This is a genomic window from Coleofasciculus sp. G2-EDA-02, from assembly GCF_040226375.1.
GTDB lineage: Bacteria > Cyanobacteriota > Cyanobacteriia > Cyanobacteriales > Coleofasciculaceae > Coleofasciculus.
On the sequence record NZ_JAVKEW010000002.1, the window covers coordinates 1 to 16,777 of the forward strand.

The window sequence follows — 16,777 nt, forward strand, 5'->3', positions numbered from 1 at the left end:
AAGTTGCAGTCTAAGGTAGAATCTGTCATGCTGAGCAAAACGCAGTGAAACGGAGTGACGCGAAGCATCTGCCCAGATTCTGACGCTCGTTCCTCGCTATCGCGCAAGCGTCACGCTTCGCTCTTCCTAGACATGATAGAAAGCAACTTGGTATTAACCATTAATTGGGCGGTTGAAACCGCAGCTACACAAACTAAACCCGCCTGCGCGGGTTTCCACACCCCTAGTTTTTCTTTAGTCCGCGTAGGTGGACTTTGTTTCGTTTGGTTCCGCGATTTCCTTTTCAACAAGGCTTAAGTTTACTTTGTTATTGATTGCGTTCCTCACGCAAGAACTGCAAATTTTTAGAGATAGTGATTGTTAGAGGATGGTCATCCCCCAGCAGGCGTTTTCTCAACTCTAAGGCTTTTTGATACAAAGGTTCTGCTTCACCATACCTTCCCTGTGAATAGGAGATATATGCCAGATTGTTCAGACTGGTTGCCACATGGGGATGATTATCTCCCAGCAGGCGTTTATATAACTCTAAGGCTTGCAGATACAAAGGTTCAGCTTCACCATATCTTTCCTGTGATGAGTAGAGATTAGCCAAATTATTCAAACTGGTTGCCACATGGGAATGGTCATTTCCCAACAGGCGTTTATATAACTCTAAGGCTTTTTGATACAAAGGTTCAGCTTCGTCATACCTTCCCTGTGATTTGTAGAGATATGCCAGGTTGTTGAGACTGCTTGCCACATCGGGATGATTATCACCCAACAGGCATTTTCTCAACTCTAAAGCTTGCAGATACAACCGTTCGGCTTCTGAATACCTTCTCTGTGATGAGTAGAGTCCTGCCACATTGTTCAAACCGGTTGCTACATGGGGATGGTCATCACCCAGCAGGCGTTTATTCAACTCTAAGGCTTTTTGATACAAAGGTTCGGCTTCACCATATCTTTCCTGTGATTTGTAGAGATACGCCAGATTGTTCAGACTGGTTGCTACATCGGGATGGTCATCACCCAGCAGGCGTTTACTCAACTCTAAGGCTCGCAAACACAAAGGTTCGGCTTTACCATATCTTTCCCATGATGAGTAGAGTAAAGCCAGATTGTTCAGACTAGCTGCCACAGATAAATGGTCATCACCCCGCAGGCGTTTATTCAACTCTAAAGCTTGCAGATGCAAAGGTTCAGCTTCCAAATACCTTCCCTGCGATGAGTAAAGTAAAGCCAGATTGTCCAGACTGTTTGCCACTAATGGATGGTTTTCTTCTAAACGCTCTCTCATTGCGGATAAGCACTGCTTACGCCAGGGTAAAGCTTGTTTGTAGAGTCCTTGACCTTCATAAAATCGACCTAAGCAAACAAAAAACCACATTAAATCCTGATCACTTAACCAATCTTTCTGAGTAGTTGCAGCTTCTGCTAGGTGCGGAATCATCGGGGTAGCTATGACGATATCATCTTTAGTTGGCGTCTGAGGAATCTGCTTTGCCGCAGCGACTATCGCCTGACAAAACCGTTGTTTAAGTTCGTCAGCTTCAGTTAACGCTTCTAACTTTCCTTTTAAAAATTCCCGAATCAGTTGGTGTAGTTGGTAACTGCCTTTATCCGCACGTTCCAGTAAACTGAGATTAAGTAATTCATAATCTCTAGCATCCTCCAACTCTTCCACATCTTGGTCTTCCCAGCATCGTTCTACCCAAACCCAGGGAATCGGAGCCAGAGCAAATAAACTTAGAAAACAGCCTAATACTTGAGCCTCTTCACTCAGTTCTTGCCAACTCAACTCAAATGCCGCTTCTACCCCCAATTGTGCGGTCATATCCCCATCGGGATTTTGCAGGGAACGGTGCTTTAACCCCAAGCGCTGGCACATTTTAACTAATGACAAATCAAGCTTACGCTGCAAATACCGCCCCACTAATTCCAATCCCAAAGGCAAATACCCTAATTCCTGACACAACTGTTTCGCCGTTTCTGGTTCCGCCTCAATCCGTTCTTCTCCAATCAATGAAACCAACAGGGCGATAGCCGCCGCTTCTGACAGCACATCCAGATGTATCATTTCAAATGATGCACCTAACCTTCGCCCATTAGACTCTAAAATATAATTGGCACAGGCATCAATGATGCAAATATGATGGGAAATTTTAAAACTATCTGAACTTAAATAAACCAGTAATGAATTCAAATCCAGATTCTGCCAATTCCGTTTCGTCGCATCGGCACAAAGTAGGCGACGGTTTCGGGTTGAGGTAATCAAACCATGTCCCGCCCAAAATAGATAAAGTAAATCCCCTTTTTTCTCAGACAGAACATCGGTAATTAGAGTGGTAATATTTGACTCGGTTGCTTCTTCTATTACCCATTCTGTTGACTCAGCCAATGTGCCATTTTCTTCTAACGGTGACAAGCACAGGCGAATATTGTCTCTGGGAACGCCTCGCCCACTAAGCCACTGAGCAAACTTTAGGGCATCATTTACCTGTCCATCGACATTCCAACTATTTTCTTGGTATTTCTCGATACCAACAACTAATCCATAAGTTTGTTCTGGTTTAACGCTAAATTTCATGTCCGCCTAAAAGCAGAGGGAGGATGTAGAGATGTGCCATGGCACGTCTGGGAGCTGGGGAAGATATCACCTTTGTATAGTAGACACATTGATTAGGACTTTCGTCACCATTGTAGAGACGCGCCATGGCGCGTCTCTACATAAATGATGTGTCCTAACCGCTATGGCGGTTGCTATACCAAATGCGGGGAACGCTATCCCCGTTATAACCCAGTCCGCGCAGGCGGACGAAAGTTTGTGTAGCAGCGATTTCAATCGCCTCCTCTTGCTTACTTACGCTCTACCAAACCTACAAGGTAACTCCTTTATGGCAACCGGGGTATAATTGCCTTCCATACTGCTTTATTTGTCCAGTATGCCCCATGCGATCGCGGAAAGGGTTGTTTGCTATCCACTAATACATCTTGCACCTTATTGGGGAAGACATTTGCGCCAATATAACTCAGAAAATCCCGCAAGTCATAGATATTCAACCAACTGGGAAAATAATCCGGTAGCGGTTCCCCGTATTCTAAACTGTAGAGGGCATTAATTTCATAGAAAAACGGCGCTTGAGAACCCGCTGTAATCAGCAATTCCACTTGTGGGAGAGGCTGTTGAACCAGCAAATCCACACAAGCAATCCCACCTAAACTATGCGCCAACAAGACGACAGGAGGTTCCGCCTGCTCGATTTTAGCGCGAATGAAATCACGGATGCGATCGCCCCGACCTTGATAGAGCAAAATATCACAGGGCGTCGGTGAAACTGACTGGGTAATGATTCCCCGCCTGCGCTTAAGGTAAAATGACTTGAAAACCCGGCTTTTTTAACGAAGAATCAAGGTTTCCAATCCGTTAGCCTTTACCGATTCAACCAATGCACATTATCTCGTCTTTGTCAACCCTATTTGTACAGCCATCCCACGCCAAATCAACGATTATGGCGTGGGAAACATAGGGCTAAATCAGCTAAACACTCGCTGTCACTTGCGCCTTCGAGGTCAACCGTTCGTAAGTGGATCGCATCTTCAGACCGACCAGAATTTGGAACAAGCCAGAGCCATTGTTAGAACCTGGATAGTCCTTGTGCTTGAGCAACAGTTCGGTCATCTCGCCATAGTATTTCGTGGAGGTGTTGCTGAGGTGACTTTCGATGTAAATCATCTCCTCTAGATTGTCAAACTGACCATCCACTTCCAACACAGAAACATCATGACCGAAGTAGCTATCTGGACCATAGTACAGCTTGATACCAGGATAGGCACAGGTCAACTTACGACCGCAGGGTCTCCAGTCAATGGTTGATCCTTCATCAAACAGATACACAGGCTCAAAGCCTTCTACACCATCTTTCTGAACCAAGCGCACCCGCAGGATCTTGGATTCCTTATCTTCTTTGATCAACTGAGTCGGTAATATCTGAATTACGACATCAGCAAACTCTTTTTGGGGTTCGATGTAAGCGGTAAAGTCAGGGCGTCTAGCGTTAATAGACGCCAGAATATCTTCGTAGGTATGTCCCCGTTCTGCCATGTCACGCTGGATTTTCCAGTTTATCTTGACTTCATCGCTGATATCAAGATAAACGCCGAAATCAACCAGCGATCGCACACGCTCATCATACAAGGGGTGCAATCCTTCAATTACCACGACTTTATTGGGTTCAACCCGTTCCGGTGGGTCAAGTTCACCCGTCTCGTGGTTATAAATTGGCTTATCAATTGCCTGACCATTTTTGAGCGCTTTAACTTGCTCATACATCAGGTCAAAATTGTTCGCCTTGGGGTTAAGCGCTGTCACCCCTGCCGCTTTACGTCCTTTGCGGTCTAAGCTGTGATAGTCATCTAAGCAGATGACCGTCATAAACTCTTCACCAAACAGATCTGCCAAGCGACGCAGAAAAGTTGACTTCCCGCATCCAGAGTCTCCAGCAACGGCTATTAATACCACGCGGTCTAGCTGAGTGGTCATAGTTTCCCTCTAACGCAAAAAATAGTTTCAAATAGAGTTTCCAGCAATCCAAGTCCCAAGTCTAGTCAACCCATCTGTTGATCGCGTGCCTTTAACCCGTTACAGATTGGCAACAGGTGTGAGTCTTTCCCAGGGGATTAGACTCCAGTCAGACACGGGTTAAGTATTTTATACTAGCGGCTGTGTGTGGATTTTACCAAAATGAGATTTTATCTACAAGACTTAATGTTTCTCCTTAATTCCTTAACATAATCCTAAAGGCAGTTGTGCCAATTGGATCAAAAAATTTAAAATTGACTCCATTTTGACCCTGGATCGGTCAGTGACTGAGTTATCCTAGTTGAGCCATCTGCGGTAAATGGCGTCCTGGGCAGATGCCCATGGGAGTCCGATAAGTTGGAGCTTTACGAACTCAACCGATTAGACGTATTCTAAAGTATACATGAACGCACTTGTAACCTAATTCATTCCCTCGCCTTGAGCCGAGGGGAGTTGGGAGCGTTGCAAAATGTTAAGCTGATAGTACTTTCTTAAGGCTTTACTGGGTTAATCTCAAACTCGGCAGTAGAGTCAGCTTGTGTTGCCAAAGGCAATTTTTGGTAAAGGATTGCACAAGTTCATGCATCGGCGTCATAGAACCCGTCGTTAACCCAAACAGGTCTGACGGGGGCTTGTAAAAAAGCATGGAGCGACTGAAACCCTGATGGGGAGGTTGCTTCTTTCGTCGCGGATTGATGAAGTGCTGTACTTATCAACATATCGTACAGAGTTGGTTTGGAGAGAAATAAAGCAATGTCTAGTTCAAAAGCGGCGGCTAATTCCGCAAACACCACAAACTTCGCGAATCGCCTGTTTCTTTACGAAGTGGCGGGCTTAAGTCAGAATACGGAAACTGACAAAATGGGCTATCCCATTCGTAGCAGTGGCAGCGTCTATATCACAGTGCCATACAATCGGATGAATCAAGAAATGCAACGAATCACCCGCATGGGTGGCACAATTGTCAGCATTCAACCTCTTGATGGCATGATGAATTCTAAGAATGGAGTCAATGGCAATAGCCAATCGACGGGTTCAGCCCAGCCAACGGCGTCTGCACAAAAAAGCCAGCCGATCATTCACGGAAAATCTAAACCGGGAGTTCCCGTCAATCTATACAAACCCAAAAATCCCTATCTGGGCAAATGTATTGAAAACTACGAACTGGTTGCCGAAGGGGGATCAGGTACGGTTCGCCACGTTACCTTTGATGTCTCTGGGGGTGATCTACGGTACTTGGAAGGTCAGAGTATAGGCATTATCCCACCTGGAGAAGACGACAAAGGAAAGCCTCATAAACTCAGACTCTACTCCATCGCCTCCACTCGTCATGGTGATCACGAGGATGATAAGACTGTCTCACTTTGTGTTAGACAACTGGAGTACAAGCACCCAGAAACCGGGGAAACCGTCTATGGCGTCTGCTCCAGCTACTTGTGCAACCTGCCAGTCGGCACCGATGATGTCAAGATTACTGGACCGGTTGGGAAAGAAATGTTACTTCCCGAAGATCCAGAGGCTACCGTTCTCATGATGGCAACAGGTACAGGGATTGCCCCCTTCCGGGCTTACCTGTGGCGGATGTTTAAAGAACAGCACGAAGATTACAAGTTCAAAGGGTTTGCTTGGCTGATTTTTGGTATCCCCTATACGGCAAACATTCTGTACAAAGAGGAATTAGAAAAACTACAGCAAGAGTTTCCCGATAATTTCCGTCTCACCTACGCCATCAGCCGTGAACAGAAGAACAAAGAGGGTGGCAAGATGTATATCCAGCATCGGGTGGATGAACATGCCGATGAACTGTTTGAGTTAATGCACAAGGATAATACCCACACCTACATTTGTGGACTCAAGGGTATGGAAGATGGCATTGATTCAGCACTCTCCGCTGCAGCCGAACGGCAAGGGATGAACTGGACTGATTACCAGAAATCTATGAAGAAAGCTGATCGCTGGCACGTTGAAACCTACTAATACGGCTTCCTTAACAGCTTCAGGACTTACGCCAATTTACCGTTGAATCACCATCTGTAGGGGCACGACATGTCGTGCCCCTACTCTATGCTGGGTTTTGCCTAAGTCCTAAGCTTATAGAGTTGTCGCCATAAAGGTGAGGACTTTCTTTACACCGCTTCCAACTGCCTTTCTCTATAAATTTGGCTCAGAAAGTTGCTCAAATCCTGAGAATTACGTTAAATTTAATTAAGCAGAAGTAAAGTTTCCTATTGAAACCACCATTTAAGCTGGGCTTTGTGCTAAACAGGAGGCTCTTTGAGAGCAAAAGCCAAACCAGAAAACAAATATCTAGAGGCTGATAAGCGATGAAATTTTCCTGGAGAATTCTCCTACTTTGGACAATACCCGCCCTTGTCATTGGGTTTTTCCTATGGCAGGGGGCATTTTCTCCGACTGTTGGTGATTTAAATCAAAATACTGCCAGCACCCGGATGACTTATGGCCGCTTTTTAGACTACATCGAGAAAGGGAGAGTCACGAGTGTTGACCTCTATGATGGCGGTCAAACGGCAATTGTAGAAGCGATCGACCCGGAGCTGGATAACCGAGTTCAGCGTCTACGTGTGGATTTGCCGGCTAACTCTCCTGAGCTAATCACGAAGCTGAGAGAGGCTGATATTGCTTTAGATACCCATCCAGCACGTCAGGATGGGGCAATTTGGGGCATCCTGGGAAATTTAATTTTTCCGATTTTGTTAATTGGTGGGCTATTCTTCCTGTTCCGTCGTTCGAGTAATATTGGTGGCGGTCCGGGTCAAGCTATGAACTTTGGTAAATCCCGCGCCCGGTTCCAGATGGAAGCGAAAACAGGAATTGTTTTTGATGATGTGGCGGGAATTGAGGAAGCAAAGGAAGAATTGCAGGAAGTGGTGACGTTCCTGAAGCAGCCCGAACGGTTTACGGCGGTAGGCGCACGTATTCCTAAAGGGGTGCTGTTAGTCGGACCTCCGGGTACAGGTAAGACATTACTGGCGAAGGCGATCGCGGGTGAAGCTGGGGTGCCTTTCTTTAGTATCTCCGGTAGTGAATTCGTGGAAATGTTTGTGGGTGTGGGCGCCTCCCGTGTCCGTGACTTGTTCAAGAAAGCTAAGGAAAATGCACCTTGTCTGATCTTTATTGATGAGATTGACGCCGTAGGACGACAACGGGGTGCTGGTATCGGCGGCGGTAACGATGAACGCGAGCAAACGTTGAACCAGTTGCTCACTGAGATGGATGGATTTGAAGGCAATACTGGGATTATCATTATTGCCGCGACTAACCGCCCTGATGTTCTGGATTCCGCCTTATTGCGTCCCGGACGGTTTGACCGCCAGGTGATGGTCGATGCGCCGGATCTCAAAGGACGGATTGGTATCCTGGAAGTCCATGCGCGGAATAAGAAACTTGCACCGGAAATTTCCATTGAAGCGATCGCGCGGCGCACTCCTGGATTTACTGGGGCAGATTTAGCTAACTTGTTGAATGAAGCCGCAATTCTCACCGCCCGTCGGCGTAAAGAGGCGATTACCATGCTGGAAATCAACGACGCCGTTGACCGGGTGGTAGCGGGTATGGAAGGCACACCGCTGGTGGATAGTAAGAGTAAGCGGTTAATTGCTTACCATGAAGTTGGTCATGCGATCGTGGGGACGGTGCTCAAGGATCATGATCCCGTGCAGAAAGTGACCTTAATTCCTCGGGGTCAAGCTCAAGGGTTGACCTGGTTTACGCCCAGTGAAGAGCAAGGCTTAATTACGCGGGCGCAGCTTAAAGCCCGGATTACTGGGGCGTTAGGCGGTCGTGCCGCAGAAGAAGAGATTTTTGGTTATTCTGAAGTTACCACAGGTGCCGGTGGTGATTTACAGCAGGTGACGGGGATGGCGCGACAAATGGTGACCCGTTTCGGCATGTCCGATTTAGGTCCGTTGTCTCTGGAAAGTCAAGAGGGAGAAGTGTTCCTCGGTGGTGGCTTGATGAATCGGGCGGAGTATTCCGAACAAGTAGCCTCTCGTATTGATGAACAAGTGCGCCGGATTGTGGAACATTGTCACGACGACGCCAAGCGAATTATGCGGGAAAATCGCGTCGTGATTGACCGTTTGGTGGATCTGTTAATTGAGAGGGAAACCATTGACGGCGAGGAGTTTCGTCAGATTGTGGCGGAATATACTCATGTACCGGAGAAGGAGCAGTATGTTCCTGTGTTGTAATTTCGGACAGTTTAACTAATTCATTAAGTAGGGATGGTGAACATCATCCCTATTTTTTGTCTGTCTTAGGCGCAATAGCACGCTCGATAAGCATTTTGGGATTACCGAAACTCTTGATATACCGTAGGGTGGGCACTGCCCACCAGCCTTCAGAAGCGTGCCATTCGTCTTAGGCGAGAAGGTTTGTTTTAAACTTAGGGAAGCACCACTGGCGTTAAACCGCCTTGTTTAAACCCAAGGAACCCAAGCTCAAATCAGCTAAAGCTGACTGGATAAGAGTTTTAGTCCATTTATTTTTATGGGCTAAATCGCTTGCCAAGAACTTAAGGACACTTTTGGCAGATGTCGGGGCTTACTGACAAAAGTGCAATATCTCAGTCTCTACAAAATTGAATTTTTTGTATCTTGTATTACCGTTGTTTGAGAATTGTAGTAAATAATTCGACTACTGAATTGGTGTTCTAAAAAGCTAGGTAAATTAATGATGAACGCTCAGAATAACTTATCAATTAATTCGGTAAATACGTCACGAGAAACTTGGTTTAAAAAAGGAACAACCTTGGAACGTGTTCGCTACCACCTTCAAGCTGGGAAAAATAAGATTCGCATTGCCTCTGGCTTTTTCACGATCAGAGGATGGGGACTGATCAGAACTTATACAGATGGTAAACGTGTTTATCTTTTAGTGGGTTTGGACGAACCGGGGGAAGAGAGAGCGCGGAAAGCTTTGATTAGTGAAATCATGCGCGATTTGCGTACTGGTTTAGATAGAGATCGACGACAAACCGTGCTTGATTTAGTCGCAAGAATGCAATCGGATCAGGTTTACATTGTGGATGCTCGTGCGCTGGATCACCATAACAAACTTTACTTGATAGACAATCAATTAGCAATTCAGACTTCATCTAATCTCACGGGACGCGGTTTGATGGAGCAAGTTGAGGGGGGCTGTATCATCACTAAACGCCGTGAAATTGTCGCACTGGTTCAAGAATTTGATGATTTCTTTGCCAAAGCACAAGACATCTCTCAGGAATTATTAGAAGTCCTCCGCTGTTGGCTTGATTTTGTGCGTCCTTGGGACATTTATCTCAAGACTATGCTCGCTCTAGAAGACCTACAGCCTGTCAAAGCTAACTATCAAAAATCTCCGGTTAGCTATCAAAAAGATATGATTACTCAAACGTTACGTCAAATACACGACTTTAGTGGCTCGATGCTGGTAGCTTCTACTGGACTAGGTAAAACTGTAGTCGCCGTTCATGTAGCATTACATCTGCGTGAAGAAGATGCAATTGATAATGTTATTGTTATTGGACCGAAGCCAGTAAAAAAGACCTGGGAACGCGAAATGCTTGACGCTAGCTTATCCTGTAAATATTTTATTCGTCAAGCGCTGGATCAAAAAAGTTCTGAGAGGGATCATAGTCTTGAAGATTTTGAGGATATTTTACAAAGTACTCAAGAGCGGCGTTGGCTGATTATCATAGATGAAAGCCATGAGTTTAGAAACCGCTACACAGATAGATTGAGCAATAGAAGATATAAACAATCGCAGAAAGTAGAACGTCAGGCATTTCAATGGCTAAAACCCCTCTGCCATGCCAATACTTCCAAAGTTTTACTTTTAACGGGTTCACCTTATGCTAAAAATACTGAAAATCTAAATAACCAGTTATTTTTGCTCCCTCATACCGCTGAAAACCGTGCTTTATTGCCAGATTGGATAGATGATGCGCGAGCATGGCATATTGAAAAACCTGAAAATTTTATTGATCTACCTGTCACTTCTCAACTAACGACACCGCACGTAGCTCAATATTATGGTCAACTTGATGAAGAGGAAATTTATATAAACTTTGGGGAAGAGAAGCGCTATATACCCAAAATAATACTCCATAGTATTGACTTCCCTTTACTACTAGAAAGCTCTTTTACACCCATTGTCGTTGATGGTTACTTTGAACTTAATTCTCGCAATCCTATGTTTAGGAAAAGTATAGAGAGGTTGGTAAAAGTCGCTTGGGCAAGTTCTCCCTTGGCTCTACGTGGAGTGCTTGAGCGCATAAATGATACACCTAATGGTAAAAATCAGTATGTTTTTGAAAAGCTGGAGTTTAAATTTACGCGCAAAGAGCGACAGCGAGTATTGAAGCCTATACTGGAACAATTAACTTCCAAAAGATATCGAGATATAAAATTTGAAACTCTTTGCAAAATCATTCAAGAAATACAAAACCAAAAAGAAAAGATAATTATATTTTGTGAACGAAGAGCGACGGTAGTTTACCTACAGCAAAAATTAAATGAATTAATTCCTTCACTACATGTAATCGCCACGATCGATGAGGTTGCATCTAATAACTATGAAATGAAAGAAACTAAACACATAGAAAACCTTATTAAAAAATTTGCACCTGTGGCTAATGATGCGGAAAACAAGTATGAAGAAAATTATGATGTATTCATTTCAACAGATGCTCACGGTGTCGGTGTAAATATGCAGGATGCCTCTGTAGTCATTAACTATGATATAGACTGGACTCCCATTGGTCCTATTCAACGGGCTGGACGCATACTCCGCTTTTGGCGTTCTCCACGAACTGTACAAGTATTTACGTTTGTTCCTACTTTAATAAATGAAAGTAATCTGCACTATGAGTTAGCAGGTATCATGGGACGCTGGGAAAAACTGATGGAACGTCATAGTGAATCTCGAAAGTTGATTGAATTGCCCGTTTTAACTATGGACAGAACTCAAGAAATTAATATGCCAGATATAACATCACCTGTAACTATCCGATCAGGGCGATTAGATATAGACGAATTAGCTAATTTGGATATATCGCCCTACTACCAGCACACAGCCCAACTACAGCTTAATCGTAATTATGCCAAGAGCATCCCTAGCGATATTGTCAGCGCTAAGATTTATTCAGAACCCGATCCTTCGATTTACGTTTTGCTCAATTATCAAGGAAAATATCATGGACTTGTTTATGAGCCTAAAACTCAACAACTCCGGGAACCAACTGTGGTCAACCTGCTCGATCTAATTGCCTGCACTAAAGATACAGAAACGGCTTGGGTTGACTACGATAAAGTAGAAGAATTGAGTGATGCTTGCATCAACAAGTGGTGTGATAAAGAAGGTATTAATCCTGAAGAAATTCTTAGAGAATGTACTCTATACCTGAAACCAGAACAAGAAAATGATACAGTTAAAGACTGGCTAAACTTTAAATAGGTGTTCATCGGGTCTAGCTGCACTAGAGAATTAGTGATTTATGTTCTTGATTAAGATAGAATCACGCTCATTTCAACCCATGAGGCTGTTACAATGAGGTCTTCATTACCCAAATCCAAGTTGCCACCGTTGGAGAATGGCGATCGCTTGACTCGTCCTGAATTCGAGCGCCGTTACCACTCCATGCCAGAACTTAAAAAAGCTGAATTGATTGAAGGAGTGGTGTACATGGCTTCGCCGTTACGCTTTACACCCCACGCTGAACCTCATGGACGTTTAATCACTTGGCTGGGAGTTTATCAAGCGGCTACACCCCAAGTGCAAATGGGTATTGAGCCTACTGTACGCTTGGATATCGACAACGAACCCCAACCTGATGGTGTTTTATTCATTAGCGAACAAAGCGGTGGACAAGTGACTATCTCTCAAGAGGGATACTTGGAGGGCGCACCAGAATTAGTGGTTGAAATTGCCGCGAGTAGTGCAGCGATTGATTTAGGGGATAAAAAACGTGCCTATCGGCGCAGTGGTGTAAAAGAATACATTGTTTTGCAGGTATTTGACCAAAGAATTGATTGGTTTAGTTTACAGGATGGCGATTATGTTCCTTTGATACCGGATGAACAAAATAGGATTTGTTCTCTGGTGTTTCCGGGTTTGTGGTTAGATGTTCCTGCCATGTTACAAGGAAATATGCAGCAAGTGTTAACTGTTTTACAAACAGGCATTAATTCGGCGGAGCATCAAGCATTTTTCCAACAGTTAATTGAATGCCAGCATGGAGAAGGCTGCTGATGATTAATGTGATCGTCAAACCCAATACCATCGAGTTGCCAGCCGGAGCGGTGGTGAGAGTTCCTGGAACCTGGCAGGATTATCAAATATTGCTGGAACATTTAGGCGATAGCACTTCCCCTCGTGTCAAGTACCGCCATGGAGAACTACTGCTGATGGTTCCTTTACCTGAGCATGGTAAGCAACTAGACATTATCGTGGAAATGGTCAAGGTGTTGCTACGCCATCAGGGACTGAGGTTCGACTCTTACCACGAAACCACGATGGATTTACCCGATCATAGTGGTGTTATCCCGGATCATTTTTTCTATATTGGGGAGTTACCTGTAGTGGGAAAACGTCGGATTGATTGGAGTAATGATCCGCCACCGGATTTGGCAATTGAGTGCGATGTTACCTCATTCACCAGTGTTAATGATTATTTGCCTTATCGAGTCAGGGAACTTTGGATTGTTCGCCAACAAAAGATTAAAATCTATCAGTTTCAGGATGGGCGGTATAGTTTGGTTGAGCAGAGTCAGTTTTTCGGTGGATTTGACCTGAATGCGATCTTGACTGAGTGCATCAAAGATGCTTATCAACTTGGCTCTGGTGCGATTGACAAATTGAGCGATCGCTATCCTCGCCAACGTTGATGGAGAAGGTGTAGAGATGCGCCATGGCGCGTCTGGAGGATATAGGACATTATTTGGATGGATGGCGAATCTGTCGCATAATTAAACCGATGGGAAGCGCGATCGCAAGGGCAATGATAATATGAATCAGGACGTTCAAACCATTGTAGGCGGTACATTTAACTACACCTGCACCGGGACAAATGGGTGTATCTGAGTTGGTTTGATTCTGGATCAAGGTTTGGATGGGTTGGGAATCGACTTGGGAGGATATCCCACTTACGGCTAATCCGGTTCCCACCACGGCTATCCACAGTTCTAGGTTTTGTAGCTTCTGGTCTAAGGTGCGATCGCGTTCTGCTTGATCTAAGTCTACGATACCTCGCACGGTTTCTAGCATTTGTCCGAATAATTCTTGTCCGGGTGAGAGATAATTGATATCGGTTTGGATTTGCTGTTTATCGCGTTGGCTTTCTTTGAGGAATTCGTCCCAGAATGGCGGTATGTTGCCAATTTGGGCAAGATTCCGTTTTTTGGTGTCAAAGTTGGTAATATTGGTTTCCATCGCCGTCTGATGGGCGCGTAAGTCTCGCAAGCATCGGGCGTAGTCGAGGGCGGTTTGGGGGATTTGGTTAAGCAGGTTTTTCAGGGTGTCGAGGCGGGTTTGGGGGTTGGTGGTGAGGTTGGGTAAGGTTTGGATTTGTTGTTCTAAGTCGCTGTAGAGGTGTCGCGCTTCGGGGTAGCTTTGGCGGGATTGGTGATAGATGTAGCGCAGTTTGTGATAAGAACAAAGGAGTTGGAGGAGTTCATCGTAGGCTTTTCCTAAGCGTTCAACAGTGGGAGATTGGCTGGTGTTGAACGAGATGAGGATGTGACATTGGCTGGTGAGGTTATCGGGTTGGCTGGGTTCCGTGGCGAGGTAGTCGAACAGAAGACTCCCGAAGAATGTGTCTTGATGCTGGAGGCTGAAGTTGAGGGGACTATTGGCGAGGAGGGCGTTAGCGCATTGTTTAGCAAGGCTGGCGCAGTCGGTTTGGGCGTCTACTTCCGCGTATAACCACAGGGTTTGTCCGAGGGAGGCTTGGATGCTTTGGGGGAGGAGGGATTGGGGGCGGAAGTGTTGCAGTTGGGGGATGGTGATGTCAAGTTGTGGGGAGTCGGGGGTGAGGGTGAGGCTGAGGTTTTTCATTTATGGGTTATGGGTCAAAACACTGATTTCACGGATTTATTGGAGAGATAGGGGTAGGGATGTGAGAGTTTATTGACACTGATTTCACCGAAAAGTTAGTTCTCTCATCAACAGATGATGATTAGGATTTTAAGGTGTCATTGGTTATTGGTCATTTGTCATTTGTTGATGGAAATGTCTGGCATTTTTATTAGCCTATAATACAGAATAACCGTAGGGGCGCACCGACGTGCGCCCAATTTCACGGTCAAATCTATTCCACAATTTTAGTTGGGTCACGGCACCATCGTGCGTTACGTTTCGCTAACGCACCTTGACCACTATAAATGGTAATACGGAGTCAATTCTGATTGGTTATTTGTCATTGGATTTCGGTGCAATATTTAATCAACGCTATACCCGATCAATGAACACAAGATAAGATTTAATCGGCGCACGTCTGTGCATTTAATGGGCGCAAGCCTTGCGCCCCTACCCTCTTGAATATCAATTACAATATATACAATCTTTCCACACAACATTTACATCATAGAGTGTGATTCGAGTACCCCTGAGTGCTAATCCTCGTTCAGTATTGATAATGTAGTTGTTACCCGCGTTTGTCATTGCCTATTTCCTCCATGCCTATCGCTTAAGTTGAACCTTGATTCTTGGGTGGGTTTGTCTGGGGTGTGGATGGGGGTGAATGTCTGATAATAAATTGGGTGCAGGTTTCGGGGATGTGGGTGAGGATATCGTTTATATGGAGGATTTCGGCTAGTTGGTTGAGGCGTGAGGGGAGTGAGGTTTGCCAGTCTTGTTGGAGTTGTTCTGTTTCCCTGTCGGTTTCGGCTAGTCTGGGGGCGTAGTAGGCTTGGAGATAGTCTTCAGCCCAGGTTTCCAGGTTGGCTAAGTCTGCGGCGGTGGATGTGTAAATGGAGATCCCCCCTAACCCCCCTTCAAAAGGGGGGAATTGGTTTGAGTCTTCTGGCTGGGTTGAATTAACAGAGAGATGGATAGCGTCTTGTTCCCCCCCTTGATAAGGGGGGACTAGGGGGGGTTCAGCCGTAATAATCACCGCACGGAAGCAATCATCGAAAATATACCATTCAATAATTGCCGTATTTTTATCAATCAGTGTAGAGAGTTGGTCAAACTTGAGGGGTTTATAGGGATAAAGTTCGTTGTAACGCTGGCGCAGTTGGTTGATATGGCTGTAGTCTATCTCTTCTACAGTTATCGATTTTGCTGATAACTTTTGTTCCCCAGCCGCCTGTAACTGATTTAACCGTCGCTGTTCACTCCAAATTGCTTCCTGTAACTGTTGTAATTCCTCTTGTCTCTGGGTAGAAATCTGTCCGTCAGGGTAAAGGCTGCGGCTGGTGAGGTTGTCAATCAGATTACGGGTTTTGCTGCGTTCGATGTATTCCCAGGCTTGGGTATTGTCTGCTAATTCCAGACAGACTTTGATCATATTGGAATAGAGTGAATTCCATTCTTCCGCGAGTTTCTGTTTATCGGCATCATTAGCCGTACCTAAACTAATCTCAACTCTCTGGAATTCAACGGTATCAATCGCTGTGGCAAAGGCATGATAGGCGTTGTCCAATTGTTGGGCGTCTCGGTAGGCATGTCCTAGGTTAAATTGAGTTTTAATATAGTTTTGGGGAAACGCCTCACGGGTTCTGACTTGCAGGGCGGCTTGATAGGATGCGATCGCATATTCGATATTCTCTGCCCTTTCTCCCCGGATTCTGTTACGGTAGGCTTCTCCCAGATTATTTTGCGTACCTGCCCAGTCGCTAGGAAAGGCGTCACGGGTGTAGACTTGAAGGGCGGCTTGATAGGATGCGATCGCACATTCGATATTCTCTGCCCTTTCTCCCCGGATTCTGTTACGGTAGGCTTCTCCCAGATTATTTTGCGTCATTGCCCAATTGCTAGGAAAGGCGTCACGGGTTCTAACTTCTAGGGCGGCTTGATAGGATGCGATCGCACGTTCGATATTCTCTGCCCTTTCTCCCCGGATTCTGTCACCGTAGGCAACACCCAGATTATTTTGCGTCATTGCCCAATTGCTAGGAAAGGCGTCACGGGTTCTAACTTCTAGGGCGGCTTGATAGGATGCGATCGCACGTTCGATATTCTCTGCCCTTTCTCCCCGGATTCTGTCAGAGTAGGCAT

At 45.3% G+C, this 16,777-nt stretch carries 11 protein-coding genes and 1 pseudogene; 5 read left to right on the plus strand and 7 right to left on the minus strand.

Going from position 1 to position 16,777, the window contains the following annotated elements; genetic code table 11:
• Positions 1–307: 307 nt before the first annotated feature.
• The 4 genes from RLO19_RS00130 to RLO19_RS00145 all read right to left on the minus strand — a co-directional run bounded on the left by RLO19_RS00130 (position 308) and on the right by RLO19_RS00145 (position 4,519).
• On the minus strand, positions 308–2,566 hold the full coding sequence (locus RLO19_RS00130) for a tetratricopeptide repeat protein (RefSeq protein WP_446352745.1): 2,259 nt from the start codon (positions 2,564–2,566) through the stop codon (positions 308–310).
• Positions 2,556–2,693 carry a hypothetical protein gene (locus RLO19_RS00135; protein ID WP_446352747.1) on the minus strand — a complete coding sequence of 46 codons (138 nt, stop codon included), beginning with the start codon at positions 2,691–2,693 and terminating at the stop codon, positions 2,556–2,558. Before RLO19_RS00135 ends, RLO19_RS00130 begins: the two co-directional genes overlap by 11 nt.
• A 178-nt stretch (positions 2,694–2,871) precedes the next feature.
• A complete protein-coding gene (locus tag RLO19_RS00140) occupies positions 2,872–3,291 on the minus strand; it encodes a hypothetical protein (RefSeq protein ID WP_446352749.1) in 420 nt (139 codons plus the stop codon).
• 226 nt (positions 3,292–3,517) lie between these two features.
• A complete protein-coding gene (locus RLO19_RS00145) occupies positions 3,518–4,519 on the minus strand; it encodes a phosphoribulokinase (protein ID WP_446352750.1) in 1,002 nt (333 codons plus the stop codon).
• A gap of 792 nt (positions 4,520–5,311) precedes the next feature.
• Between RLO19_RS00145 and petH the strand changes: the two genes are divergently transcribed.
• The 5 genes from petH to RLO19_RS00170 all read left to right on the plus strand — a co-directional run bounded on the left by petH (position 5,312) and on the right by RLO19_RS00170 (position 13,446).
• Complete coding sequence (petH, locus tag RLO19_RS00150; RefSeq protein ID WP_446352752.1) at positions 5,312–6,535, plus strand: ferredoxin--NADP reductase; 1,224 nt, start codon at positions 5,312–5,314, stop codon at positions 6,533–6,535.
• A 347-nt stretch (positions 6,536–6,882) separates the two neighbouring features.
• Positions 6,883–8,769, plus strand: coding sequence for an ATP-dependent zinc metalloprotease FtsH2 (gene ftsH2 / locus RLO19_RS00155; protein ID WP_446352754.1), 1,887 nt, complete (start codon positions 6,883–6,885; stop codon positions 8,767–8,769).
• A gap of 481 nt (positions 8,770–9,250) precedes the next feature.
• A complete protein-coding gene (locus tag RLO19_RS00160; protein WP_446352755.1) occupies positions 9,251–12,016 on the plus strand; it encodes a helicase-related protein in 2,766 nt (921 codons plus the stop codon).
• A 93-nt stretch (positions 12,017–12,109) separates the two neighbouring features.
• Positions 12,110–12,811, plus strand: a complete 702-nt coding sequence (locus tag RLO19_RS00165; RefSeq protein WP_446352757.1) for a Uma2 family endonuclease — start codon at positions 12,110–12,112, stop codon at positions 12,809–12,811.
• On the plus strand, positions 12,811–13,446 hold the full coding sequence (locus tag RLO19_RS00170) for a Uma2 family endonuclease (RefSeq protein WP_446352759.1): 636 nt from the start codon (positions 12,811–12,813) through the stop codon (positions 13,444–13,446). The genes RLO19_RS00165 and RLO19_RS00170 overlap by 1 nt, the downstream gene beginning before the upstream one ends.
• A gap of 49 nt (positions 13,447–13,495) precedes the next feature.
• On the opposite strand, the gene RLO19_RS00175 is transcribed toward RLO19_RS00170, so the two are convergent.
• The 3 genes and pseudogenes from RLO19_RS00175 to RLO19_RS00185 form a co-directional block, all read right to left on the minus strand.
• Positions 13,496–14,614 (minus strand): hypothetical protein, encoded by a 1,119-nt coding sequence (locus RLO19_RS00175; protein ID WP_446352760.1) that lies wholly within the window; start codon positions 14,612–14,614, stop codon positions 13,496–13,498.
• A 522-nt stretch (positions 14,615–15,136) separates the two neighbouring features.
• Positions 15,137–15,220 (minus strand): annotated as a pseudogene (locus RLO19_RS00180) (DUF433 domain-containing protein); the annotation flags it as partial.
• Between the two features lie 25 nt (positions 15,221–15,245).
• Positions 15,246–16,777: tetratricopeptide repeat protein (locus RLO19_RS00185; RefSeq protein WP_446352762.1), on the minus strand; the 1,532-nt coding region annotated here is incomplete at its 5' end.